20 protein-coding genes are annotated in these 25,186 nt (G+C 44.5%); 15 read left to right on the top strand and 5 right to left on the bottom strand.

What is annotated here, in order from left to right; genetic code table 11:
• Window positions 1–184: 184 nt before the first annotated feature.
• From AC07YT_RS03975 to AC07YT_RS03940, 8 genes are all read left to right on the top strand, one after another.
• Window positions 185–1,243, top strand: a complete 1,059-nt coding sequence (locus AC07YT_RS03975) for a glycoside hydrolase 5 family protein (RefSeq protein WP_086549461.1) — start codon at window positions 185–187, stop codon at window positions 1,241–1,243.
• A complete protein-coding gene (locus AC07YT_RS03970) occupies window positions 1,240–1,449 on the top strand; it encodes a hypothetical protein (protein WP_086548367.1) in 210 nt (69 codons plus the stop codon). The genes AC07YT_RS03975 and AC07YT_RS03970 overlap by 4 nt, the downstream gene beginning before the upstream one ends.
• A complete protein-coding gene (locus AC07YT_RS03965) occupies window positions 1,446–2,552 on the top strand; it encodes a metallophosphoesterase (protein WP_494945174.1) in 1,107 nt (368 codons plus the stop codon). Before AC07YT_RS03970 ends, AC07YT_RS03965 begins: the two co-directional genes overlap by 4 nt.
• A 207-nt stretch (window positions 2,553–2,759) precedes the next feature.
• Window positions 2,760–3,848: a GntR family transcriptional regulator gene (locus AC07YT_RS03960; protein WP_086548366.1), complete on the top strand. Its 1,089-nt coding sequence runs from the start codon at window positions 2,760–2,762 to the stop codon at window positions 3,846–3,848.
• Window positions 3,849–3,895: 47 nt separating this feature from the next.
• Window positions 3,896–4,987, top strand: a complete 1,092-nt coding sequence (locus AC07YT_RS03955; RefSeq protein WP_086548365.1) for an aldose epimerase family protein — start codon at window positions 3,896–3,898, stop codon at window positions 4,985–4,987.
• Between the two features lie 138 nt (window positions 4,988–5,125).
• Complete coding sequence (locus tag AC07YT_RS03950; protein ID WP_086548364.1) at window positions 5,126–5,755, top strand: Crp/Fnr family transcriptional regulator; 630 nt, start codon at window positions 5,126–5,128, stop codon at window positions 5,753–5,755.
• A 200-nt stretch (window positions 5,756–5,955) separates the two neighbouring features.
• On the top strand, window positions 5,956–7,218 hold the full coding sequence (locus AC07YT_RS03945) for an aminotransferase class I/II-fold pyridoxal phosphate-dependent enzyme (RefSeq protein WP_086548363.1): 1,263 nt from the start codon (window positions 5,956–5,958) through the stop codon (window positions 7,216–7,218).
• Window positions 7,219–7,240: 22 nt separating this feature from the next.
• Window positions 7,241–7,876, top strand: a complete 636-nt coding sequence (locus tag AC07YT_RS03940; protein WP_086548362.1) for a TetR/AcrR family transcriptional regulator — start codon at window positions 7,241–7,243, stop codon at window positions 7,874–7,876.
• A 102-nt stretch (window positions 7,877–7,978) separates the two neighbouring features.
• Here the strand turns inward: AC07YT_RS03940 and AC07YT_RS03935 are convergent, their stop codons facing one another.
• Window positions 7,979–8,413, bottom strand: a complete 435-nt coding sequence (locus tag AC07YT_RS03935) for a hypothetical protein (protein WP_086548361.1) — start codon at window positions 8,411–8,413, stop codon at window positions 7,979–7,981.
• 215 nt (window positions 8,414–8,628) lie between these two features.
• Between AC07YT_RS03935 and AC07YT_RS03930 the strand changes: the two genes are divergently transcribed.
• From AC07YT_RS03930 to AC07YT_RS03900, 7 genes are all read left to right on the top strand, one after another.
• On the top strand, window positions 8,629–8,826 hold the full coding sequence (locus AC07YT_RS03930) for a DUF2188 domain-containing protein (RefSeq protein ID WP_086548360.1): 198 nt from the start codon (window positions 8,629–8,631) through the stop codon (window positions 8,824–8,826).
• Between the two features lie 27 nt (window positions 8,827–8,853).
• Complete coding sequence (locus AC07YT_RS03925) at window positions 8,854–9,102, top strand: hypothetical protein (RefSeq protein WP_086548359.1); 249 nt, start codon at window positions 8,854–8,856, stop codon at window positions 9,100–9,102.
• 4 nt (window positions 9,103–9,106) lie between these two features.
• Entirely contained in the window at window positions 9,107–9,928 is an 822-nt protein-coding gene (locus tag AC07YT_RS03920; protein ID WP_086548358.1) for an SOS response-associated peptidase, read from the top strand.
• A 203-nt stretch (window positions 9,929–10,131) separates the two neighbouring features.
• Window positions 10,132–13,929: a PIN domain-containing protein gene (locus AC07YT_RS03915; protein ID WP_086548357.1), complete on the top strand. Its 3,798-nt coding sequence runs from the start codon at window positions 10,132–10,134 to the stop codon at window positions 13,927–13,929.
• Between the two features lie 157 nt (window positions 13,930–14,086).
• Window positions 14,087–14,824, top strand: a complete 738-nt coding sequence (locus tag AC07YT_RS03910; RefSeq protein ID WP_086548356.1) for an ImuA family protein — start codon at window positions 14,087–14,089, stop codon at window positions 14,822–14,824.
• A 5-nt stretch (window positions 14,825–14,829) separates the two neighbouring features.
• Window positions 14,830–16,338 (top strand): Y-family DNA polymerase, encoded by a 1,509-nt coding sequence (locus tag AC07YT_RS03905; RefSeq protein ID WP_086548355.1) that lies wholly within the window; start codon window positions 14,830–14,832, stop codon window positions 16,336–16,338.
• Window positions 16,339–16,350: 12 nt separating this feature from the next.
• The gene (locus AC07YT_RS03900) at window positions 16,351–19,581 is read left to right on the top strand and encodes an error-prone DNA polymerase (protein ID WP_086548354.1); all 3,231 of its coding nucleotides are present in this window, start codon (window positions 16,351–16,353) and stop codon (window positions 19,579–19,581) included.
• Window positions 19,582–19,640: 59 nt separating this feature from the next.
• Here the strand turns inward: AC07YT_RS03900 and AC07YT_RS03895 are convergent, their stop codons facing one another.
• The 4 genes from AC07YT_RS03895 to AC07YT_RS03880 are packed head-to-tail and all read right to left on the bottom strand — an operon-like array spanning window position 19,641 to window position 25,048.
• On the bottom strand, window positions 19,641–20,513 hold the full coding sequence (locus AC07YT_RS03895) for a hypothetical protein (protein WP_086548353.1): 873 nt from the start codon (window positions 20,511–20,513) through the stop codon (window positions 19,641–19,643).
• A complete protein-coding gene (locus tag AC07YT_RS03890; protein WP_086548352.1) occupies window positions 20,510–22,048 on the bottom strand; it encodes an AAA family ATPase in 1,539 nt (512 codons plus the stop codon). The genes AC07YT_RS03895 and AC07YT_RS03890 overlap by 4 nt, the downstream gene beginning before the upstream one ends.
• Entirely contained in the window at window positions 22,045–23,661 is a 1,617-nt protein-coding gene (locus tag AC07YT_RS03885) for a restriction endonuclease subunit S (RefSeq protein WP_086548351.1), read from the bottom strand. Before AC07YT_RS03885 ends, AC07YT_RS03890 begins: the two co-directional genes overlap by 4 nt.
• On the bottom strand, window positions 23,651–25,048 hold the full coding sequence (locus AC07YT_RS03880) for a class I SAM-dependent DNA methyltransferase (protein WP_086548350.1): 1,398 nt from the start codon (window positions 25,046–25,048) through the stop codon (window positions 23,651–23,653). The genes AC07YT_RS03885 and AC07YT_RS03880 overlap by 11 nt, the downstream gene beginning before the upstream one ends.
• Between the last annotated feature and the right edge of the window lie 138 nt (window positions 25,049–25,186).

Below are 25,186 nucleotides of genomic sequence, written 5' to 3'. Positions count from 1 at the left end.
TTTAAGGTTAGGACGTCAACCTAAATTGAGAATGTATAATATGCAAATAAGCGGAAGTTTTTTTAGATAGGTTTAGTGACAGCGATTGGAGATTTGGACCTAGAAAATACATTTAGAAGTGTTATGTGTGGCCAAAGGAAAAATGGTTGGGTTCACGCTAACAGAATACATAAATTTTGATCAAATGAAGAAATATATTACAATAATTATCTGCCTGATGCTGCTGGAACAATTGGCACTTGCGCAGCGGTATGAATTAGCACAAGCAAAAAAATGGTATAGCAGACAGGGCTGGTTAGTTGGTGCGAACTACTGCCCTGCGTATGCCATCAACCAGTTAGAGTTCTGGCAGGAGGCCACTTTCGATTTGAAAGCCATTGATCACGAGCTGGCCCTTGCGCAGGCAATTGGTATGAATTCGATGAGGGTATATTTGCACCATCTGGCCTGGCAAGTAGATCCAAATGGCTTTAAGAACCGAATGTCACAATTCTTAGCGGCAGCTAGTAAACATAAGATTAAGATCATATTCGTTTTCTTTGACGACTGCTGGAATGATACATACAAAATAGGCGAGCAGCCAAGCCCCAAGCCTGGAATCCATAACAGCGGATGGCTTAAAGATCCTGGGAACATCGTGCAGAAAGGTGGGCCATTGCTCGATACGCTTAAAGCCTATCTGACCGATATCCTTACAACTTTTAGAACAGACAGGCGAGTGCTGATGTGGGATATCTACAATGAACCTGGTCAGTTCGATCAACATGACAAGAGTCGTCCCTTAATGATAGAGGCTTTCGGCTGGGCAAGGAAAGCTGACCCTTCCCAGCCACTGACCTCTGGTATCTACGATGATGGTGAAAGGGAAATAACTAAATTTCAGATCGAGAATTCGGATGTGATTACCTACCATAGTTACGATAAGCCCGAAATCCACCAGAGAAGAATTGATTCTCTGAACCGAGTGTCCGGAGGCAGGCCTTTGATATGTACAGAGTACATGGCTCGAAAGCGGGGGTCCACATTTGAGGCCATACTCCCAATGCTCAAAAAGCAGAATATTGGTGCAATCAACTGGGGACTGGTCGATGGAAAGACACAGACCAAATATGCCTGGGACGAAAAAGATTGGGGCGAGAAGGAACCTGCATTATGGTTCCATGATATTTTCAGAAAGGACGGAACGCCCTATGATCCAAAAGAAACGGAATTGATCAGGTCATTAACTAAAAAGAAAAAATGATGGCGCTGGAAGAGCTGGGCATACCAAATGAGACAGTTGATGCTTTTATCATGGTGGTTTCCGAGGAAGCATTTGTATTGGAAGAGGTGGCGGTAGAGCTCAAGATATCCGTTTCGGAGGCAAGGTTTATCCTGCGCTACCTTATAGATAGCGATATAATGCAGTTCAAGCAGATCTGGGTTCCGGTAAAAAAATTAAGTGAATGATTAGAGGAGAATTTAAAAATATGATGATGAAAAAAATTATAGGCAGTTTTCTGTTGGCGCTTTTAGCCCTTAATGGATTTGCGCAAGGGATCAATGATGGCCCATATGCAAAGTATGCGGGCGACAGTACAAAGGTGATGTCGGTAGTAAGTGGAAAAGCGGTTATTCAAAGTTTTGCGAGCGATAAAAAGACACAAAGGGAAATCGAGGTAAATTTTGATGGACACAGCGACTGGGATTTTAAGGTGCCATTGCGCCTAGAGCTTAAGGTCGAGGCTTCCGAGTATGTACAGCCAGAAAAACTTTTCATAGTATCAGATATCGAAGGGGAGTTCGAGGGATTTAGGAGGCTACTAATCGCAAACAAGGTCATCAATGAAAAATACCAGTGGACATTCGGCAGGGGACACCTTGTTATATGCGGCGACCTTTTCGACCGCGGCCTTTCGGTTCCCGAGAGTATATGGCTGATCTATAAACTTGAAGATTTAGCCAGAGCCGCCGGAGGATATGTGCATACGATACTTGGAAACCATGATATCATGAACCTTTCCGGCGACCTGCGTTATGTACAGCAAAAATATATAGAGTCGGCGAAAATCTTAGGGGTTGATTACCTGTCGCTTTACGGTACGGACGCTGAGCTTGGTAGATGGCTTCGCACAAAGAATACGATTGAAAAAATTGGTGATAATCTATGTATGCACGCGGGGGTATCTCCCATTATCAACTCTCTTGGACTTTCGGTCGCGGACATCAACAGGCTTTGCAGGCCATATTATGATAAGGTGAAGGTACTTAAGGGAGTAGGCGATGCTAAGATCGATCCATTTTTTAAGGGCGAGAGTTCGCTGTTCTGGTACCGAGGATATTTCTTTGACCCAAAGGCAACCGAGGCTGAAGTGTCCGAAACCCTCCGAGTGTTCGGGGTACAGCGCATTGTAGCAGGACACACAATAGTTCCAGAAAACATTGCATTTTATTATGAAGGAAAGGTACTTGGTATAGATGTCAATCGCCATGCAGGCGACCATCAGGCAGCGCTTTTCGAGGGCGGAAAATGGTATAAGGTGAATGATAAGGGAGAGAGCAAAGAGCTTTAAATGGAATAGTTTAGGTTAAATAGTTAATAGATGGTCCCGGGCGGACGTTGTCCGCCCGATTGGGCTTGATATGCTGTTCTTACAAATGATCATAGAGTTTAACAAACAATAAGTGGCCGACTAGTACTTGTTTTAGGTTAGTATATAGTTGGTTAGTTAATGATAGTAGAGCGGCTTGGTTGGATGGCCAGCCGCTTACTTTAATAATTGAAAACAAAATATGGTAATAGCAAAAAACATATTAATAGTGGACTGGATTTTTGGCTAATGAAGAATTCGAGTTCAAATAACCTAGCGTCAAATGCCTCAAGAGTGATAAGTCTTCCGGCACAGCTTGCGTTGCGGCTACGTCTTCAGATAGAACGTGGGGAGTATGGCTTTGGAGATAAGTTATTGTCGGTAAACAAAGCAGCTATAACATTCAAAGTGGCAAGGGACACCGTTGAAAAGGCATATGCTCTACTACGAAGGGAGGGACTTATCAGTTCGATTCCCGGCAAAGGAGTATTTGTGGAGCGTGTCCCGGATACAAGGCTTCGGGTGCTTTTGCTTTTCAATAAACTTAGTGCCTATAAACAGATGGTGTATGATGGGATAGTAACTGGCCTTGGATCTGGTGCATCGGTAGATCTGTGCATACATCATTACGATCCCGCAATATTTTCTGAGCTCCTAGACAGGCACCTTGGGGGATACCACTATTACGTGTTGATGCCTCACTTCTTTGAGGGAACGCCCGAATCGATGGTCTTGGAATTACTCGAACGCATCCCATCTGAACAGCTGTTGTTGCTGGATAAAATGGTGCAGGGCGCGAACTACCTTGGTGCGGTGTTTCAGGATTTTTTCTGCGACATCTGCGAGGGGCTTTGCGCGATGCGCGAGATGCTGCGCATCTACAATGCTCTTGAGTTAGTGTTCCCTTCAGGAAGCCATCACCCCAAAGAGATCATTGATGGTGTACGTTATTATTGCGAGCTTGACTCAAAAGCCTTCAACGTTTCTTTTTCGGGATTGGGGAAAGCTATTTCGCTTACTTCGGGCAGTGTATATATTGTGCTTCGCGAACAGGATCTGGCCGAGGTGCTATTACTGGCAAAAAATACTGGGCTGATTTTAGGAAGGGACATTGGAGTAATATCCTTTAATGATACTGCATTGAAGCAGGTGCTGGATATTACCGTTGTAAGTACGGATTTTTCCCAGATGGGAAATTTTATAGCCGATATGATCCAGAGGAAAATGTTCAGTTCTAAGAGAAACCCGATGCAGGTGCTGCTCCGTGGCTCGGTGTGAAAATAGCCTTCACAAATAAATAATTGAAATTTTAGAAATATCTACCTATGAAAATCTTAAACATCAATTTAAACTTAAAGGCGGTGGCCATCTCCGCCATCGGCCTATTGGCAGTTGCAAGTTTCGGCTGCAAAAGTACGGCGGAATATAAAGTGTTTACCATTAATGGCGCCAGTGGCTCGTCTGCAAAATTCTGCGAAAATGGGGCAAGGCTAATGGAGCTGAAAGTGCCCGACAAAAACGGAAAGCTTGTCGATGTGGTAGTCGGATTCGATGACCCAAAAGATTATGACGCTTCCACAGAACCCTATTTTGGAGCAACCATCGGACGCTATGGCAACAGGATCGCAAAGGGTAAATTCTCCATAGACGGCAAGCCATACCAGATTACCATTAATAATGGAGTAAATGCTTTGCACGGCGGAAAAGATGGTTTCCAGTATCAAAAGTGGTCGCTGGAGAAAGCAAGTGATTCTGTATTGGTATGCAGCTTAAAGGCCCCTGATGGAGAGAATGGTTTTCCTGGAGAATTAATTGCAAAAGTTACCTATACGCTAACGGGAGATAATAGGCTGCTTATAGACTATGAAGCCACAACGGATAAGCCTACGGTCGTCAATCTTACCAACCACGCCTTTTTTAATCTCAATGGAACGGGCAGTATTTTGGGCCATGTGCTCATGATCAACGCCAATGCATTCCTGCCAGTGGATAGCACGCTAATCCCAACCGGGGAAATCCGGGATGTAGAGGAAACGGTCTTTGATTTTAGGGGCGCTACGACCATTGGAAGCAGAATTGGTAACAGCGACGAGCAGCTCAGGTTCGGCAAGGGCTATGACCATAACTATGTGCTCAACAAAAGTAAAATCATTCCCAGCGCAATGGTCAAGGGAGAAAAGTCCGGCATTGTGATGAAAGTGTTTACCGACCAGCCCGGACTTCAGTTCTACTCTGGAAATTTTATGGAGGGAAAGAACAGGCTGCGAACAGGGCCTGATAGTCTGCGAACCGCATTCTGCCTGGAAACCCAACATTATCCCGACAGCCCTAACCGCCCAAAGTTTCCGAGCACCTTGCTTAGGCCCGGAGAAATCTATCGAACAAAAACCATTTATGCTTTTTCAACAGAAAATTAATACTCAAGATCAGTTAATAGTGAACAGGCAGGTCTTCCCGGAGGGAAGCCTGTCTTTTTTGTTTCACTAAAAGCTGTAAAACAAAGTGACCAATAAAAAGAAGAATTAATTATCCAATCACCCTATTCAATACATAATATGAACACCAATAAATTACGGCTACCCAGAACGGCATTCCATAACCTGATGGCTTTTCTGGATAGTTTCAAGCGGATAGATGACCATACCTTTAGGAATTCCCTTGATTCGGAGATGGAATATGAGGAATATGCCGAGCCTACGCTTTTACAGGCCGAGCGCAAGGTTGCAAATAAAGCATTCTTCATCCATAAGGGCATGGCGTATGCATTCTATACCGATCCAGCTGGCGCGAGGGTTCCGTTTCGTATTTTTCAGAAAGGCGAGATCGCGCTACTAGCCGATAGCTTCTTTAACAAACGAAGATCTAAAACAGGGCTTATGGCATGCGCAGATACTACGCTGCTTTCAATCGATACGATTTCGCTCAGGCAGATATTTGCCAGAAATCCAGGAGCCAGTTTGCTAGCGGCAAATATACTTTCGAGCATTATGGATAAAGATCGGTTGAGGGATATTCTTTTGGGGCTTAAGGGCATCGATAGGATCAGGGAATTCTATGCCCAGTTTCCGATGCTCGAGAGGGAAAATAACCTGCAGTTTTTGGATAAGCAGATCGCTGCCTATCTCCACATGAATTCGGTTACCTTCTCGCGGCTGAAACATGAGCTCCTTGAAAGCCTGGTTTAGAACAAAATCTCGCTTAACATTTGTTAAGTGCCAATGGTGAGAGTTATAAAATCTAATTCAATGGGTCTTGAAATAACAGGCTTTACAAGTATAAAAATGCACATTTTTTCTCGTAAAAAACTTTTTTTCAAATACTCCGCTAATTCAAAATGGCATTTGAGTTGGCTTGATACTTTTACTTCCATAAAGCAAAAAACATTATGGATATAAATTTTGAAAAAGCAAGTTTTAAGGACTTCGAAAACATCGAGGGAATGGATGCCTACCAGCGTGCGAGATACTTTGCAGAGTACCTGGAGTATCTCAAAAGCAGGGGTCATTTGAATTACCGTATGGAGACAATGAGCGGCTGCGGCCCTGAGGTAGAATTGGATATTGCGGGCTATGGCGGAAAGAAAAAATACGTCAGCCTGGTGTCCAATGATTACCTCGGATTTACCCAGCATGATCTGGTCAAAAAAGCGGCAATCGACGGCATCAAAAAGTTCGGGACGGGCGCTGGTGCCTCCCCTGCCATTGGCGGCCATTTTTCTTTTCACGAGATGCTAGAGCAAAAAATCGCAGCATTCTTTGGAAGGGAGGCGGCCATTACCTACACAACAGGGTACACGGCAAATAGCGCGAGCCTACTTTGCCTGCTTAAGAAAGAGGATATGGCAATCCTTGATATGGCCGTCCACGCCAGCGTTTATGAAGGCTGCATGAATACCAATATCAAGATGTTCCTGCACAATAACATGGATGCCTTGGAGCGGGCGTTGCGGGAAAGTAGGGATACCCATAGAACAAGGATCGTGGTGGTAGATGGGGTGTATTCGCAGGATGGCGACCTTGCCCCGCTTGATAAAATCTTGGAGCTTACCCATTTCTACGGCGCATATCTTATGGTAGATGATGCGCACGGCATAGGAGTGCTGGGACGAACCGGACGAGGGCTGATCCAGGATTATGATCTGCTGGATAAGGTGGATATCATCTCGGGGACATTTAGTAAAACGTTCGGGCATGTGGGCGGATATGTGGTGGCAAGTGCAGAGCTTATCCAGTTTCTGAAATACCAGTCGCGCCAGCACCTGTTCTCGGTTACCGCATCCCCTGCTTCAATGGCCATACTTAAGGCAATTGATCTTATCGATGAAGAGCCCGAGTGGCAGGATATGCTATGGGAAAATATCACCTATTTTCAGGATGGGCTAAAGGGATTGGGCCTGGATATCGGCACAACGGCATCTGGCATTGTGCCGGTCAAGATCAGGGACATTCCTAAAACTTTAGAGGTAGGCAGATTGCTGCTTAGAGCAGGTGTTTATGCAAATCCTATCATGTACCCTGCGGTAGCAAAAAAGGATTCCAGGATCAGGATGAGTTTAATGGCTACCCATACCAGGCCCCAGCTGGATAAGGTGCTCAATGCGTTCAGCGACATTGCAAAGAAGCTTCAACTGGGAAGTCAATACCAATAACTTATAGACCCTGCGCTCATCGATGAAAAACAGAAAGAATAAATTCAGGAAAAGGAATTCCGAAGAAACAAGGGCTGCGATTCTCGGCGCGGTCGGAGATATCTTAAGAAAAGAGGGCCATCATGGGCTTTCGGTCACCAAAGTGGCGATCAAGGCCGATGTCGATCCAAAGAATATCTATGTTTATTTCGGGGATTTTGATAACCTGCTAAAAGAATATATACACTCAACGGATTTCTGGGTGCCGGTGTTTACCGGCCTAGAGGAAGGCGAGCTGCCGGAGCTGTCCAAGCTAAAGGATTTTATCACCAACATCTACCAGAGCCAGTTTGATTATTTCAGTAGTAATGTGGAAATGCAGAAGTTCATTCTCTGGCAGATCTCGGCGGCAAATGCCACGATGAGGGATGTTTCCGAGCAGCGCGAAAGGAAGGCATCTATCCTTTTGGAGCTTGCCGATAAATCTGCAAACAACGGTGATATTTCCCTGCGCGCATGTTTTGCCATCATCCTTGGCGGGATTTATTATAACGTATGGCATGCCGAAACAAATAAAAGCAGTGTATGCGGAATTGATATCAATATCCCAGAAGAGAGGGAAATCTTCCGCGACACCTTAAAGAAACTCCTGCGGCTGATCTGGGAGGCAGCAGGATAGCCATTGGTTGCCCAGAATATTGGTTTTTTTATTTTAGCGAAGCGGCCCATGGATGTGGGCCGTTTTCTTTTTGTGGATTAGCGATCAGAAATATTTTGGTAATCACCCGATGATTGCCAGCCTGAACTTCCTGGAAAGGAAAGTCCCAAGAATATTGTCTGAATAGACCATGATTTCTATTTCCTCAGGAGACTGTTTTGTTATTTTTTCCTTTAAGGTATAGTGTGCTTCTAGTTTGGGAACTGATGTTGACCCAGTGCCATAGTAGAGCTTCAGGTTCAGCTTGTTCCTTTCCAAAAACTCAAGGGTTGCATTAAAGTAGGTGTCCGGTGGAAGTTCACTAAGAAAAGCATGGGCATTTTTGCCGTGTTCCTGCCTCAACATGGGAACCCTCACCTGCAATGCGCGGATCCCTGGCTTATATTTGGCCGAAAACGCACCTGCGAATAGCTTATCGATGACGCTTTGTTCCCCCTGGCCTTCATAGGCTTTCACTATTTTTAGCATATTGGTCAGCTTTGGATCGGTAGGTTTCATGTTGCGCAACAGTTAACTTTCCTACAAGGTAACAAGCAGATGCAACTATTGCAAACGGTCCGGAAGAATCAAATGCGCTTAACGGACTATTCTATCTGCATTATAATAGCCTTGGCGTAATTTTTTTCTTTAGTCATAATGTGCCCGCTTGCTCAGCTGCATGTCAGCCCGAAACAAATCTATTTTGCGAGTGTTATGGTAAAAAAGGAGGAATTATGCCATGGTATAACGGAGACTACCCGCCATCATATAAAAACCAGCCCAAATATCTAAGGGACAAGGCTACAGAAATTGCAAATGGGGTTTTGGAGGAATCTGGTGATGAGGGCATTGCAATCGCAACGGGACTTAAAAAAGCTAGGGAATATTTCGAGGAACATCCAGAAGAACGCGAAGAGGAGAGCGAAGATTAATTTGGATTATTTCGCTAACTTTAGGTAATGAGAGAAATCGAACCGCCGTTTGATGTTGAATACCTGGGCCGGCAGCTGCGAATCGCAGAGCATGAGCTGGGGGGAAAAAGGGTGTTCCATGTGGATTTTGGCAAAGGCGCAAGGCCACTGGTAATCTCAATTGGCGTTGGCGTTTCGGGAGATAAGTTTTGGACCTCTATCCCCCAGGGCCGTCAGAAAGAGGCTACCGATATAGGAAAATTAATAGCGGAGCACATCCGCGCTAAAAGGAAATAGGATTATGTGTTACTACAACGGACAGAAAGTGACTAGGGCTGAATTTATACAGCTTAAGCAGTTAGAGAAAGCGGTAAGGAATTACGATTTTTTGGATACCGGGGTTCATAATGGATTCAATTATGCGCCATGCGCAATAGTGGTAGCTACTGATGATCGCAGGGATTTCGAAATCCAGCAGGCCGAATGGGGATTTATCCCCGGCTATGCAAAAGACCGCGAAGAGGCAAAGAAATTCAGGGGAATGTACACGACGCTAAATTTCAAGGCAGAAAACCTGTTTAAGAACGAAGTGGGAAAAAAATCCATGTGGGCCGAGGCTGCACGCCAGCGCAGATGCCTGGTGCTTTCTACCGGAATCATCGAATCCATGCATGTGCCTACCTATGGCAAAAAGGGGCAGTTATTGAAGGCTACCGATAAAGTGCCATATCAAATTGGAATCGTTGGCAAGGAATATTTCTGGTTTCCTGGAGTATATAACGATTGGTTCGATAAAGAAGCTGGGCAGTGGGTACGTACCGTTGCATTTGGAACGACGGCGGCCAATGGCATCATGCAGCAGATCCATAATTCTAAAAAACGGATGCCTACCATACTTACAGATGATCTTGCCTGGGAATGGCTCATGGAAGAACCGAGCGAAGAACGTCTGACCGAAATTGCCCTTACCCAGATCCCGTCAAAATTAATGGAGGCTTGCACCATTGATAAGGATTACCGTTTTGCGGGCGAGGCCACGCCGCTTGATTATCCAGACCACCCTGCACTTGACCTTAGCTTCGTCGATCAGGAGCAGCTTGATTTTGACCATTGGAGAAGTTAACCAGCTAATATCTACTGGAAATTTTTTTACACGACCTGTCCAACTATAGACCGGTTTTTCTTTTAGAACATGAGGCCAAAAATATATGATTTCTATCCTACTGTACTGTCAATGGATATTGGTTACATAGCTTAGTTTTCGACATCCTTAAATCTGAGCAGGAATTTCGGTAATTTAGGAGCTGCCACCAACTCTGGCGCTCAATGGAAAAGGAAATTGTTAAAAGATTAGCTCCTACGAAGGATACGCTTACACTGCTTTTTAGTTTAAGCGGGAATGTGTGTGCATTCCCAGGATGTTCTAATGCACTTTTCCGTGGGGACAATATTTTCGTTGGACAGGTATGCCACATCGAGAGTGCCAAGGAAGGTGGAGAAAGGTTTAATGCCGAAAGTAGCAACGAAGATAGGCGGCAGTATAGTAACCTTATGTTGATGTGTTATGAGCACCATAAGGTTACGGATAATGTGGAGATTTATACCACAGAAAAAATGCACCTGATAAAAGCTAGTCATGAAAACAAGTTCAGGGCCGCGCCAACCTATGCTACACCTGATCAGATTGATAGGGTCGCTCAAATAGAACTTCAAAAATCACTGGCAACTATCCAGAACACCACGGAAAAAATATTGAGCGGTCAAGAAGAGCAGACCCAGCTCATCAAACAGGTCTTGGCAGCAGTTCAGAATGAAAATGCTGATAAGTTTTCAAAGACTGATTTTGATAAGCAGATCGACGCAATAAACTCCCTGCGGAAATCTTTCCAGCAGAAGGCGGGAATTAGGCTTTTTCAAAAAATGATTGATGAAGATTGGGAAAGCCTATCGCCGAGAGAACGCTATAGGGTAAAGGCCAATCTAGGCATATTTCACTTGGATCTCCTTGAGGATGAAGAGGCAGCAAAGAACTTCATCGATTCCCATGCACATCAGCCAGACGATCCAAAGGCAATTGGCTGGGCAATACTGGGCTATTCACTTATCGGAGATGGCGAGAATGCCAAGGGACTGATAAAAAAAGGGCTGGAGATCAATCCCAATGATGTTGGCATCTATGGCGCCCTTATCCGATTGAATAGAAGCCTTAGTTTAAAGGAAATCATAGAAATGGTGCCTGTCGATATACGGCAACATACGGAAGTTTCCTTTGAGATTGCCCGTGCGGCGCAGCTAAAGGGGGAATATGATATGGCCATCACCTGGGGACAGATTGCCCTTGACAATGCCTCCGATAACAAGTACGAGCTTAGGGCGGTCTTGGGCACAATTATCTTGGATAGTATCAGGAGCCCTTACCATGTCGTGACATCACAGATCAGCCATGATACAAGAAGCAAGGCTGGATATATCGTCGAGCTGTACAGTAGGGCGTGGGATGAAATCAAAAATACCGACCTGCGCGAGTCCAGGGTCTGGTTTCTGATCAATAGGTCCGTTGCTAAGACATACCTTGAGGATTTTGAGGGAAGTTATCAGGATGCCAAAGAAGCGTTGAGCTACAGAAGGGACAGCTTTTCGTTAAGACATGTAGCAATATCAGCAGCGAGGACCAAGCGCGAAAACGAAGCTATGGCCCTAATGGATGAGCTCAAGTCTCTGCTATCTGGCAGCGACCTCCACGAACTTGAACATTTTCATGGCCAATTGTACTTGCAGCTTGGCGAGGTGGAAAAAGCACTCGATATATTCGGGGAACTGCTGACCCAGGATATTTCCCAGAGTCTTCGGCTTTTCATCATCGATTACCTGTGCCAGAGAGAGATTGATCACGGAAATATCGAAGCGGCGATCAGTTATAATGATCTTGCACTTTCCATAGATCAGAACGCAATTACCGCGCAATTGCTAAAGGGAAAGATAGCCTTAAAAAAGGGACAAGATGAAGAGGCTAAGGAAATCTTCGGCCATATCCTCTCTACAATCAATCAAAACACTCCAGAGGTTGACATCTTTGATCTGTCGCTTCAGTTCGAAGAACTGAAGATGAATAAAGAGGCCATAGAGCTAATGGAAATGGTGACGGATTTGGAGAGCTACTCTTCCAACACGCAAAAGCTGCTAAAGCTCTATTTCAGATCTGGCGAGTATGGAAAACTGCTTTCCGCATGCCAGGTGCTTACCAAAAAAAATGGACCTATAGCGATGGTGACCGAGCTAAAAGCGTATGTCCAGGCAGAGATCAATGATTTTCCTGCGGCGATTGCTACCTGCCTGGAATATCTGGAGGTTTATCCTAAAGATCAGGCGATACAAGGCAGGCTGGCACTTCTTTATTACAGAAAAGAAGAATGGGATAAGGTTGGTGATATTATTGACTCTATAGACCATTTGGATAGGACATTGGCAATAGATATGCAATTTAAGCTTGCAATATCATGCCATGATTCTGGAAGGATGGAAAAATTCCACCGTTTTGCGCTGCAGGCAAGAAGGCAGTTTATAGACCGGGTATCGGCGCATGAGAACTTTATCCATCTGGGAACGGTCATCTCTCCAGAAAGGGAGCATCCTGATAATCCTCTGATAGTTGGCATTGATTGCCAGGTTACCATCAGTTCCGGAGAGCAGATGGTAACCTACCGTATCGAAGGTAGGGCTGATCTTAGCAGAAGCCATGGAGAGCTGTCCCCGGACAGTCCCGAGGCAATGGTGATGTTGGGCAAAAAGGTCGGGGATGAAATTATACTTGGACCTCAGGCAATCAGATATACAATCGTAGAAATCCAGCATATTTTTAATGCGGCCCTTCGGGAGAGCTATCAAATGATCAGCACCATCTTTGCCTCACAGACCAGCTTCCGCCAGATGGCTGTCGGTGATACCGGGGATCCGGAGAAGGATTTTAAAGCGCTTTTCGAAGCACTAGACCGGAGATCTGCCGCAGACAATAGAATGGCCGATGCCTATCGAAAGGATATGCTCCCAATTTCTGCCATTGCATCAATACGCGATGCCAATCTGATCATGGTATGGAAGAACTTTATCTCAGATGATAGGCTCGGAATATTTACCGCTTGGGACGTTGCCGATGTTACCACCTCGTTTGAAGCCCTGAAAAAACATCGATCTTTGATGATTGACGCAATAAGCCTCTGTACAATAGCCCAGATCGGGGGACTTCATGAGCTCAAACTACTGGGCCTCGAACTTTTTGTGGCCGAGTCGTCTGTGCTGCTTACACATGAAATTCTCCACGAGCTAAAGTCAGATAGCCATACCGGAAAATTTATTCTTGGAAAGGAAGGCGACAAATATGTCCGAAGTTTTGCCTCTCCGGAGTTGATACAGTCCGAAATATCGCTGTTCACCGATCTGCTATCCTGGATCCGGGAAAATTGTAAAAGCCTTCCCTGCAATGCGGCCCTTGAAATGAATGCCGAGAGAAAGAAGGTATTAAACAAGAACATTGGAGAATCGACCATTGATTCCATTCTAACTGCCAAGGAACAGGCAAGCCTTTTACTTGCAGAGGAAACGGCTATTAGGATAATGGCCAAATCTCAGGATGGAGTACATAGCACCGCCAGTTTCATTATTTGGGTTTATCTTTTTGTGAATAAAAAAATCACTAGGGAAAGATACGTCGATCTTACTATCGGACTGCTTGGGGTAAATTATAAGCATATTCCGTCGGATAAATACATGATGCTAGAAGCCGCAAGAAGAGCCGGATACCGCTATGTCCATCCCCTTCCACAGGTAACCAGGGGGCTGTTGTCCCCGATGATGAATGATAATTTTACAATCCATGTGGTATGCGACTATTTTATTTCCCTATATCGTGCGCCGATAGATTTTGTACCTGAAGCCGAGAAGGACATACTTCGTCGCGATCTGATGGTGAATACACTAAAAGTTCTTTCAGAGAAATTCCTGATCGATGAGTTTGTGGGATATATACTGGATTGCCTGTCAACCAAGGTGCATACCGACAGTAAGATTTATGCGGTAATTAAAGCTACCGTTGTAGATTTTTGCAAGAATATTTACCCAGGCGGATAATATAAATACGACATCGATTAGTCGTGTACGCATGTCGAGTTCTCCACCAAAAACACAATCTTTTCCACAATTCATTTTTTACTAACAATTTTAGCTTTATGTTTGTTGTATAATTTTATAATACTAAAAATAATAGTATAAAATTAACTCGATTATCATGGATGCAAAAAGGGAATTGTTTCAAAAATTGCAGCAGGACATCCTGTTGTGGCAGGGCTTTAAGCCCGTAGCCTCGGGCAAGGCTGAGCGCATCGGCCTTGGAGATATCGAAGATGCGTTCCCAGGTGGGGTATTCCCCAAAAAGGCAATCCATGAGTTCATTACCGTAGTTCCCGAGCATTCGGCGGCTAGCGATGGTTTTATCGCAGGTCTACTGGCCGTGCTTATGGAAAATGGTGCGGCATGCGTATGGGCTAGTACATCGCGACGATTGTTCCCGGCATCACTTGGCCTTTTTAATGTCGAGCCAGAACGCATTATTTTTATGGATGTAAAGACCGAAAAAGATGTGCTATGGATTACTGAGGAAGCGCTAAAGTGCGAGGGGCTTGCGGCCGTAGTGGCCGAGGTTAATAACCTTTCGCTTATCGAATCGCGCAGGCTACAGCTTGCCGTAGAATCAAGTGGCGTTACAGGTTTTATCCTTCGAAAAGATGAAAATAAAACCGCAAGTACAGTGGCCACGGCTAGGTGGAGGATCAGTCCTCTGCCATCTCAGACCGAGGACGGTATGCCGGGTTTGGGTTTCCCCCGCTGGCAGGTCGAGCTGCTGAAGGTGCGCAACGGTAATCCTGGAAACTTCGTGCTGGAATGGGCCGGAGAAAAATTCGAGGAAGTTAAGAAAGTCAAAAAACAGAGTGTTTGGTCTGAAATGGAGGGCAGGCAGATTGGATAGATATCATGCAAAGGCGTTTTGTTTCCATATGGTTCCGCCAGCTGCTGGCTGACTGGCAGCTTATCCGCAGGCCCGAGCTTTCCAGTGTGCCCTTTGTTTTTGCGGCGCCCGACCGTGGCCGAATGATGATCACCGCCGTGAGCGAGCTGGCACATGGATTTGGCGTGGAGGTCGGAATGCGTGCGGCAGATGCAAAGGCCATTTGCCCCGGACTTGAGGTGCTGGATGATAAACCTGAAAGGCCCAGAAAACTGCTGAAAGGACTTGGCGAGTGGTGCGTGCGTTATTCGCCAATAGTTGCCATCGATGAATTTGCGATGGATGGGCTACTGCTCGAGGCAACGGGATGTAGCCATCTTTGGGGCGGTGAACGTGGATATCTAAAGGAAATCGTTTCGAGGCTAAAAAGCAAGGGCTATACCGTTCGCATAGCAATAGCCGATACGCCCGGGACTGCCTGGGCAATATCGCATTATGGAAAAGTGACCCCATTGATTCCCGTGGGCGGACATGTGGATGCCCTGCTTAATCTTGTGCCTGACGCACTGCGACTTGAGGAATCGGTGCTGACAAAGCTTCGAAAACTTGGATTCTATCAGATTAAGAGTTTTATCGGGATGCCCAGGTCGGTTTTGCGCAGGAGGTTTGGTGAGGATTTTCTGCTGCGGTTGGGCCAGGCAATTGGCACAGAAATCGAAATGCTTGCTCCCCTCCAGGTGCCGGTGCCGTTCAGCGAAAGGCTGGCCTGTCTAGAACCCATCAAAACAAGAAACGGAATTGAAATTGCCATCAATAAATTACTGGAAAACTTGTGCAAGAGGATGCAGGCCGAGGGAAAAGGACTGCGCTTCGGTGTGCTTACTTGCTACCGGATCGACGGCAAAGTGGTACAGGTGGATATCGGTACAAGCGGAGCATCACATAGCGTTAGCCACCTATTCAAGCTTTTTCAGCTTAAGATCGATCAGATCAGGCCCGCCCTTGGCATTGAGCTGTTTGTGCTGGATGCGCCTAAAGTGGATGATGTGGAGGTTCCACAGGAAGAAATGTGGACATCAAAACCGGGCCTGGATGACCAGAGTGTTATCAAACTGCTTGACCGGGTGGCTGGAAAGGTCGGTTTTCAGGTGATACATCGCTATCTGCCTGCCAAAAGGTATTGGCCGGAAAGGGCGATACTCAAAGCGGTTTCGGTAACCGAAAAACCGAATGGGCCTTGGCGGTTGGATAAACCAAGGCCTACCGAACTGCTTAAAATCCCTGTTGCGATAGAGGTAATGGCAATCATCCCAGATCATCCCCCTAAGTTTTTTATCTATAAGGGAGTTCGCCATATCGTTGCAAAAGCCGATGGACCGGAGCGCATTGAGCGGGAATGGTGGTTAGATCAAGGCGAGCATAGGGATTATTACCAGGTAGAGGATGAGCAGGGCGGCCGGTACTGGCTGTTCCGTTCGGGCCACTATGGCGGGGAAAATAAATACAAATGGTTTATCCATGGATTTTTTGCATAAAGGAGACTAGTTATGGCGTATAGCGAATTACAGGTGACATCGAATTTTAGTTTCTTGCGGGGTGCATCGCATGCCCATGAGCTTGTGGAACAGGCGGAGGCTTTTGACTACCAAAAAATAGCGATCACAGACCGCAATACCCTGGCCGGAATTGTCCGCGCCCATGCGGCCTGCAGGGAAAAAAACGTGAAACTTATTCCTGCCTGCCGGCTGGATATGCTGGATGGACCGAGCCTGTTGGCATATCCCACTGACAAGGACGCTTACGGCAGATTATCGGCGCTGCTCACCCTTGGCAATATGCGGGCAGAAAAAGGTTCATGCCATATTTCAAGGGCGGATGTTTATGCGCATAGCAAGGGGATAATCTTTTGCCTAGTGATGCCCGGAGAGCTTAACCGCAGGTTTGAATACGAGGCAAGTTTTATCAGTGCGGTAGCGGAATACAAGCAGGCCTTGAATGGTCAATTATATCTAGCAGCTACCAGATCCTATATGGGAAATGATGATAAGCTAATCTTCCGGACGTCGCAGCTTTCGGATTTTTACGGGATTCCTGTTGTAGCAACGGGCGATATCCATTACCATAATCCTTCGCGCAGGGAACTGCAGGATGTGCTGACATGCGTACGGGAAAAATGTACCATCCAGGAAGCCGGATTTCGCTTGCACCAGAATGCCGAGCGCTATATGAAAGAGGTGGCCGAGATGGAGCGGTTGTTCAGGAAATATCCAAGTGCAATCAAAAATACGATGGTCATTGCCGAGGCCTGTAATTTTTCGTTGGATGAATTGAAGTACGTTTACCCAGAAGAAATCAATCAGAGCGGCAAAAGTCCGATGGAGGAACTGGAGTTTCTTACATGGAAAGGGGCGCATGAGTTTTACGGAGAAGAGATTCCTGAAAAGGTGGTTAAAATGATCCACCATGAGATGGAATTTGTGAGGCATATGGATTACGCCAATTATTTTCTTTTTGTAGAAGATATCGTGCGCGAGGCCAGATCCCGCGGGATCCTCTGCCAGGGTCGGGGCTCGGCGGCAAATTCGGCGATATGTTTTGTTTTAGGCATAACCTCCGTTAATCCCATGAAATTCGACCTGCTTTTTGAGCGCTTTATTTCCCCTGCCAGAAACGAGCCACCTGATATCGATGTGGATTTTGAACATGAGCGAAGGGAAGAGATCATCCAATATATTTATAACAAATACGGGCGCGACCGGGCGGCTATCGTAGCAACGGTTACCCAGCAGCACCAAAAGGGTGCAATCCGCGATGTGGGAAAAGCCATGGGGCTTTCGGTGGATACCATTAACAGGTTGTCAAGTTCGATTTGGGAGTTTACCGATGAATGGTTCGAGGGAAAAAGGGTTACTGAGCAGGGCCTAAATCCAAACGACCCGCACCTAAAAAAAACGCTAGAGCTTACTTCCCAGATGATGGGCTTTCCGCGGCAGCTCGGCCAGCATACGGGGGGATTTGTGGTAACGCAAGGCAAGCTCACCGATTTGTGCCCAATTTTAAACGCCCGGATGGAGGACCGCACGAATATCGAGTGGAATAAAGATGATATCGATGCGCTGGGATTTTTAAAGGTGGATGTACTGGCACTTGGAATGCTTACCTGCATACGCAAGGCGTTCGACCTTTGTCGCGACTATTATGGGAAGCATTTTACTTTAGCTAATATACCGCAGGACGACCCGGAGGTTTACGACATGATCTGTCTGGCGGATACGTTGGGCGTGTTCCAGATCGAGAGCCGTGCGCAGATGTCCATGCTTCCAAGGTTAAAACCCCGGGAATTTTATGATCTGGTGATCGAGGTGGCAATCGTTAGGCCTGGGCCGATACAGGGAGATATGGTGCACCCTTACTTGCGCAGGCGAAATGGCGAAGAGCCAGTAGTCTACCCTTCGCCGGAGCTTGAAGAAATATTGGGTCGGACATTGGGCGTTCCGCTGTTCCAGGAACAGGCGATGAAAATTGCTATAGTCGCAGCTGGATTTACCCCGGCTGAAGCCGATGGATTGCGAAGAAGTATGGCAACGTTTAAGTTCAAGGGATTGGTGAACCAGTATGAGCAAAAACTCATTGAGGGGATGCTGGCTAAGGGATATACCTTAGAGTTTGCAAAGCGGATATTCAAGCAGCTCGAAGGGTTTGGAAGCTATGGTTTCCCGGAATCCCATGCGGCAAGCTTTGCGCTGCTAGTATATGTGTCCTGCTGGCTTAAGCATTACTACCCCGATGTTTTTGCTGCGGCACTGCTTAACAGTATGCCGATGGGCTTTTACCAGCCCGCGCAGATTGTTATCGATGCACAGAAACATACAGTTGAGGTGCGCGAGGTCGATGTCAACCATTCGCTGTGGGATAATAAGCTCGAAGAAAAATCGGGCAAATATTTTGCGATGCGTTTGGGATTTCGGCAGATCAGTGGCATCCGGGCCGATGATGTCGATACCCTAGTGAATGGACGTGGCGAAGGATATAAAAGCATCACCGCCCTTCGAGATGTCGGGGTTTCAATAGCCGCGCTTGAGAGACTGGCCGATGCGGATGCTTTTCGATCCATGGGAATGGATCGGCGCAAGGCGCTTTGGGAGGTTTCAGCATTGCAGGATATGCCGGTGGAACTTTTCAAGGGACAGGCATCTGAAAGCGTGCTTGAAACGCAGGTTGAGCTGCCGCTTATGGGAAAGGGCGAGCACGTAGTGCAGGATTACGCAACGGTTGGGCTTTCACTCAAAGCGCATCCGGGTAGTTTCGTGCGGCCGCAATTGGATATGCTCAATATCCGCAGTTGCCATCATATCAACAATGATTCTACCAACGGGCAATTGGTCAAAGTTGCGGGATTGGTACTGGTGCGCCAGCGTCCCGGGACCGCGGGCGGCGTTTGTTTCATCACCATTGAAGACGAAACGGGATATTCTAATCTGGTAGTCTTTGAGAAATTGTTTGATACCTACCGCAAGGAAATCTTGCACGCAAGGCTGTTAATGGTCGAAGGCCGGTTGCAGCGCGAGGGAAAGGTGGTGCACGTGATCGTGAGCAAATGTTTTGATTTCACGAAGATGCTGGGCAAGTTGGTACAGCGGGAGGTGGATGAGCTGCCGGTATTGACCATGGCCCGGGGCGATGAAAAAACAGCACCTTATCCCTCGCAGAATAAACGGACGCAGGTTCGTGAGGATGTGCCGAAAGAGGCATTCCATGGTGGAAGGAATTTTAAATAAAATCCTCAAACGGTGATTATCTATAAGAAGTCAAGTAATTTAAAGGCGGTTCCATCAAGTTAGAAATATTCATTTAGCCACAGAAACTCGGATTTTGCTATCTGAAGTGCGCAACGCTTAGCGCCAGCATAAGGGGCTTCATCAGATATTTTCATATGGATATCTGCGATAGAATTATCAAATAGCGTCTTTTCATGATCATAATCATTTTTCCCTCGAGCTTCCCATATCTGATAAATCGCATTGGCAGTCCTAATAACTATTCGAAGCTCTTCCATAGCGTTGGCTCTCTTTATCATGAGTTCCTGTTTGTCTAAATGAAACAACCAAATTGTGACTTTCATCCGCCTCTGTTCATGTGTAGTTGGATTCCGTTTCCAGCCTGTAAATCCTGGAACGCCATCAGGACCAAACCACATTAAGGCGACGTCAGTAGGAGAACATGGATCAAGGGGTAAAACAGTTTCAGTGATTAAACTAATTTGCGTTCCTTCAATTGCTCTATTACCAATTATGGGGAAATAATCCCATTTCCCTCCATTTGTTGTTTCGTCAACCCTACGTTGATTAGCATGCATACTTGAAAAACGAAAATTGCCATGATCAAATGCCAGCCACCAGTATCCTTCAGATTCCGAATTTATGCCAATCAAAGCATCAGGATCTATCTCCTTGACCCGACCTTTTGGGCGGAAATGATCCACATTTGGATCGCCACCAGTGAGATCAACCTCAGAATACCAGCATTTGTTTCCAACTACCCCTCTCAACGTATTGACTAAGTGTTGATTTCCCCACGTTTCTGCCCTTTTACTATTGATAAACGCTGCACGTTCCGCAGGGGTCTTTAACATAAGTTCTGCTTTTAAACGAGTAGCATTGCTTATCCATTGTGCTGATGGTCGAATACGATTTGGATTTATATATATCATTTTTTTGTCTCGTTGGCCTTGGTATAAAGTAATGATGCTAGGTTTTGAATTGCTTGATATTTTAGATCGAGATCAGTATCGGACTTTACTATGAGGTCTAATGTTTCTTGATAGGCCAATTTGGCTATATTTCTGTATGGATCAGGGGAAGTGTCAGTCGCGGCTAACCCAGGTACTATCTTTCTCAGCCTCGAAAGATGTTTGTTTTTTGGAGCATATTCTTCCATTTGTGACACCTCATATATTCGTTTTAAAACCTTCAAGCTAAATGTATCAAGCTGACTTTCCAACCCATATAGCTCGCTAGTCAACACTCCAGCTACACCAGTTCCTCTAGGACTTTCGTCTGGTTCGGTAGAAGAAATGTTCCCAGAAGCAGATCGACTTAGGACTTTGATTTCTTGCTTCACCAGCCCGGCCACTAATAGAGGGTCGTGTGTTGCTAAAATTGTATGGCTATCTTTATTAATTCCTCCAATGTTTCTAAGTTGATTTAAATAATCTAACCCCCAAGCTGGATTCAAATGTGTGTCAGGCTCATCCAGAATATATAGTGAACCAGCATCTTGAGTAAATCGCATTAGTCCTAGAACGGTCAAAAGCTGCTGTTCACCCTCACTTAGTTGTCGAGTATGAATAGCGCTTCCCGCTCCTTTAACTTTTACCCTGATTCTGAAATCCGCTATCAGTTCACTTAATCTCATTGTGTCTAACGCTTGGAAGAAGGTTTTTGGATCACTTCCGTATTCAGAGGAAAGGTTGTGTAAAGCTGCTAAATCTGGCAAATGAAGATAAAAAAATTCCTTTTTCTCTCTATGACGAAAATCCGTAGATACCTGGGTGGTACGAGAAAATGGAGCTAGACTTTGTTTTTTAATATTGTTGAGCAAATCACCAACTGGTCCCTTTGCGCCCCAAAAATCATCAGGAGTTGCACCTTTCTTGGCCCATTCTGGACGATTGAGAACGATTAAAGCTGAATCGAATGATTCAATCCGTGGATAATCATTTAAAAATTTAACTATTTCTTTATCGTCAGAAAGATAAAAAGCCAGTAGTGCAAATAGTCCGTGTACTGGTCTAGCACAAATAAACCGTCGAAAAGCAAGTTTTTCACCTGACTTGATAGGAGTCAAGGTATTTTTTAATGCTGCCCGGTCATGAACTTTAAAAAGTTCTTCAAATCTGTCGCTCGCCCCGGAATAATATCCAACGATATATCTTGGAATAAAAGCCGCTTTTAATTCATTTGCACTAATCGTCTTATTGTCAACTTTCGCCTTCGGATTTTTATTTTTTTCAGCCTCAATTGATACAAATGCGCCATTTAGTGAGTATGATAATGAATAACTAAAAGGAGAAGGTTCTTTCAGGTCAATGTCTCTGAAAATTTTTATGATTGTTTCCAAGAGATTACTTTTCGCTGAGCCATTTTTTCCCAATAACACGGTAATATCTCGAGAACTATCAAATTCGATTGTGAATCCCTCTAGATTTTTCCAAGAGGAATTTATTGAGAGCTTAATGATTTTCATTTTAGGCTAATTAAACCTGTTTTCCCGACAGGAACGTTCAATATTTCTTCATCTCTCCCTTGGCGAAGTAATTCGAAAAAAACATCGATTTCTTCCTCCAATGAAGTGGCGCTCAACAATGTATTTGCGGGTGCCTCGCCGCCAAGTTTGTTCAGACAGGAAACCATTTCCTGCAAAGTCGTAATTGGTTGTGTTTTCAAAGTTGATGGTTTTGGTCGTTTTTCTTGGAATGAATTCTTGAGAAGATAAGACTTTTCTTTTTCGATTCGTAGAAATAATTTTTCAACAGGTTCGTCGTGTTTATCTAATTCTATCTGTTTTCCATCAAAGATCCTTTCCAGAGTATTTGCTGTAAGCATTCTCATCCTTTGATGTATTAAGTCAAGTTTATTCTGTAAAGAAACATTCAGTTTTTTTGTTCGATCATAGTTTATTACCAAAAGATCTTGTTGTGATCGAGGAGCTAAGGGAATTGGCAGGTTACCTAACACGGTAATGTTTATTGATGCCAAATTAACTGTTTGATTAGCGTTTTCATAAAAGTACTTTCTTGAAAAGGCAGTTTTAGTCATCATGGATACATACTCAGCAGAAGCTAATTCTAAATCTATTCTTGCACGAAATATGTGATTTTGATAACTGCAGTTTTTTATCTCCTCACGCCATATAGTCCCTCTTCCTAGTTTGTCGCGATCTCCTCCTTCAGTTAAGAGAAGGTCGCCGTTTCGTAACATATACCTATCTTTCTCTGAACTTTTTATATGTATGGTTTTAATCTCATCTAAATTTAAGAAACCGTCTTGCACGTTAGCCACCCGCAAATAAGGCACTTCAATTGTTGGAGATTCTTTAAGGTTTCGGCCCTTAGTTACACCCCCTTGTATTTTGGCAATATCTTTCAAAAGAATCCATTTCCATCCCAAAGGTAATGTAGTCAATGCTTGAAGTGGCAGGCTAACATTCTGTTTTGAGGCTTGTTGATTTTGTGCTTCTTGCAGATCTTGTTGAGGGCCGTTACCTCCATGTAACAACTCGGCGATTTTTGATCTTTCGTACAAGTTTATTTTTTGCGAGATTGTATCAAGACGTTGTTTTATATTTTCACTTTTTTGAAAAAGTTCATCGAGCTTTTTTACAATACGCTGTTGTGCCTGCAATGGCGGAATTGGTATTTCAAAATTTTTTAAAATGGACTGGCTTATGTTCAACTGAGCACCACCTTTACCAAGGAGAAGTAACTTAGGGCGCTTGAACATTAGATAATAGTAAATATATTTTACAGGAATACCTCCAAATATTTGAGTTGTAAATGCTATTGCTTGGTTGGTTGCCAATTCAACGTCAGCTATACCTAGCTTTCCGATGCTTCCATACATTGCGACTAATAATGATCCAGGCTTGACGATTTTAGCAGAACTATTTTCTAGACCAAGCGCAGTTATGTGCTTCGATGTTTGGGTAACATTACCATCGTTGAGGTCTCCGATAATCGCCCAAGGAAGTTCTCCGCCATAGTAATCATTGTTACTACTTGTAGGAGTGCCTCCGGATGCCCAATTGGCAACCTCTCCTAAGGTGCTATATTTCCAAGATGATTGCGTGTTATTTGTCATTTGATTCTAGGCTGTCGAAAATGGATTTCAGTTCTTCAAGCAAGCTTTCCGTCTCTGCGATCGCTTCCGATAATAAATCATCCGGTGCTAGGTGATTGTTCGATTCGTCGGTATTAGGATTAATCCAACTTATATTAAGATTAAAATTTCTTTCCTCAATGTTTTTAATATCGAATTTTTTAAATCTCTCTGTTTCGAGACGTACCCCCTTTCCATTGGGATCATCTCCATAGCAATTTTCAAAATCTTCAAAATGAAATGGGCTTAATGGACGGTCTTTTTTCGTTATTCCAGGAATATTTGTACGAGCGTCGTATATCCACACCTGTTCCGTAATCGCATTTTTTTGAAAGAAAATAACATTTGCTTTAACACCTTGAGCATAAGGACTAAATGTGCCAAGTGGAAGCTTAAGAATAGTATGAATGTTGACATTCTTCATTAAGTATTCCCACAATTCTGTTGCTTTATCTTCAAATAACACACTATCTGGGAGTACTATCGCAGCTCTACCCGAGGGTTCTAAAATTTCGTAGGCATGCTGAATAAAATTTAGTTGCTTATTACTAGTCTTTATGGCAAAATCTCGATCAGGTATTTGGTTTGAGCCTTTTGTTCCGAACGGGGGGTTTGTTAAAAGGCAACTGCAGGTGATTTCGTTAATAGGAATCGGTTCGTAAATAGTGTCGCCCAAGATGATTGTTGGTTCGAGGCCATGCAAATACATGTTCATCAAAGCAAGCCTTCTTGGCCTAATTACGAGTTCCTGCCCGATATATGTGTTGTTAACTAGCTTTTCTCTTTGAAAATTTGTCAATTTGTTGATTTCGTTTGATGATTTCCACCATGCGAAACTTTCTGTCAAGAAACCAGCTGTTCCACATGCGATATCCGAAATTTTAAAATTTGGTGACTCAAATGGATCAGGCTTCATTACTTTTACTATAGCTTGAATCAAAGGCCTGGGAGTAAAGTACTGACCCGCTCCCTTTTTACTTTCATTTGCAGCTCGTTCTAATAAACCCTCGAAGGTAGCACCTAACACGTCTTGGTTGTAGCTGTGCCAGTTTATTTCATCAATTAAATTAAGTAATTTTCGAAGACTTGATGAGTTATGGATCTTCGCGATAGGCTCACTAAAAATATCCTTTAAAATACCACTTTGGTTACTCAATTCTCGAAGGATAGAATTGTAGTTACTTAGAAGGTCACTGTCGGGACTTTGGATTAATGTAGCCCAGTCACAACCATCAGGGATTTTCGTATCAATCTCCTCGGCTAATTTCAAAAATAGTAAATATGTTAACTCTTCAATATAGTCGTTATAATCAACTCCTTCATGACGTAATGTATGGCAAAAATTCCAAAGTTTATTAACTAAATCCATCCATAAATATATCACTTAAAAATTGGTATGCACAATACTACATCCCAAATGATTGTAACATGCTTTAGGTCAAACAAAAATTTTGCGGGGTAAGAATGAAGAACTACACGAAAACAAGATTTATTGCGCTAGTTACTT

This window comes from Pedobacter sp. GW460-11-11-14-TSB4, assembly GCF_059423705.1.
The sequence above is the reverse complement of the archived record's forward strand: the minus strand, read 5'-3'. Positions and strand labels throughout refer to the sequence as shown.

What these genes read in the sequence shown, in the direction of transcription:
- AC07YT_RS03975 (WP_086549461.1), top strand. Translation starts at nt 185, where the DNA reads ATGAAGAAATATATTACAATAATTATCTGCCTGATGCTGCTGGAACAA.
- AC07YT_RS03970 (WP_086548367.1), top strand. Translation starts at nt 1,240, where the DNA reads ATGATGGCGCTGGAAGAGCTGGGCATACCAAATGAGACAGTTGATGCT.
- AC07YT_RS03965 (WP_494945174.1), top strand. Translation starts at nt 1,446, where the DNA reads ATGATTAGAGGAGAATTTAAAAATATGATGATGAAAAAAATTATAGGC.
- AC07YT_RS03955 (WP_086548365.1), top strand. Translation starts at nt 3,896, where the DNA reads ATGAAAATCTTAAACATCAATTTAAACTTAAAGGCGGTGGCCATCTCC.
- AC07YT_RS03950 (WP_086548364.1), top strand. Translation starts at nt 5,126, where the DNA reads ATGAACACCAATAAATTACGGCTACCCAGAACGGCATTCCATAACCTG.
- AC07YT_RS03945 (WP_086548363.1), top strand. Translation starts at nt 5,956, where the DNA reads ATGGATATAAATTTTGAAAAAGCAAGTTTTAAGGACTTCGAAAACATC.
- AC07YT_RS03940 (WP_086548362.1), top strand. Translation starts at nt 7,241, where the DNA reads ATGAAAAACAGAAAGAATAAATTCAGGAAAAGGAATTCCGAAGAAACA.
- AC07YT_RS03935 (WP_086548361.1), bottom strand. Translation starts at nt 8,413, where the DNA reads ATGAAACCTACCGATCCAAAGCTGACCAATATGCTAAAAATAGTGAAA.
- AC07YT_RS03930 (WP_086548360.1), top strand. Translation starts at nt 8,629, where the DNA reads ATGCCATGGTATAACGGAGACTACCCGCCATCATATAAAAACCAGCCC.
- AC07YT_RS03925 (WP_086548359.1), top strand. Translation starts at nt 8,854, where the DNA reads ATGAGAGAAATCGAACCGCCGTTTGATGTTGAATACCTGGGCCGGCAG.
- AC07YT_RS03920 (WP_086548358.1), top strand. Translation starts at nt 9,107, where the DNA reads ATGTGTTACTACAACGGACAGAAAGTGACTAGGGCTGAATTTATACAG.
- AC07YT_RS03915 (WP_086548357.1), top strand. Translation starts at nt 10,132, where the DNA reads ATGGAAAAGGAAATTGTTAAAAGATTAGCTCCTACGAAGGATACGCTT.
- AC07YT_RS03910 (WP_086548356.1), top strand. Translation starts at nt 14,087, where the DNA reads ATGGATGCAAAAAGGGAATTGTTTCAAAAATTGCAGCAGGACATCCTG.
- AC07YT_RS03905 (WP_086548355.1), top strand. Translation starts at nt 14,830, where the DNA reads ATGCAAAGGCGTTTTGTTTCCATATGGTTCCGCCAGCTGCTGGCTGAC.
- AC07YT_RS03900 (WP_086548354.1), top strand. Translation starts at nt 16,351, where the DNA reads ATGGCGTATAGCGAATTACAGGTGACATCGAATTTTAGTTTCTTGCGG.
- AC07YT_RS03895 (WP_086548353.1), bottom strand. Translation starts at nt 20,513, where the DNA reads ATGATATATATAAATCCAAATCGTATTCGACCATCAGCACAATGGATA.
- AC07YT_RS03890 (WP_086548352.1), bottom strand. Translation starts at nt 22,048, where the DNA reads ATGAAAATCATTAAGCTCTCAATAAATTCCTCTTGGAAAAATCTAGAG.
- AC07YT_RS03885 (WP_086548351.1), bottom strand. Translation starts at nt 23,661, where the DNA reads ATGACAAATAACACGCAATCATCTTGGAAATATAGCACCTTAGGAGAG.
- AC07YT_RS03880 (WP_086548350.1), bottom strand. Translation starts at nt 25,048, where the DNA reads ATGGATTTAGTTAATAAACTTTGGAATTTTTGCCATACATTACGTCAT.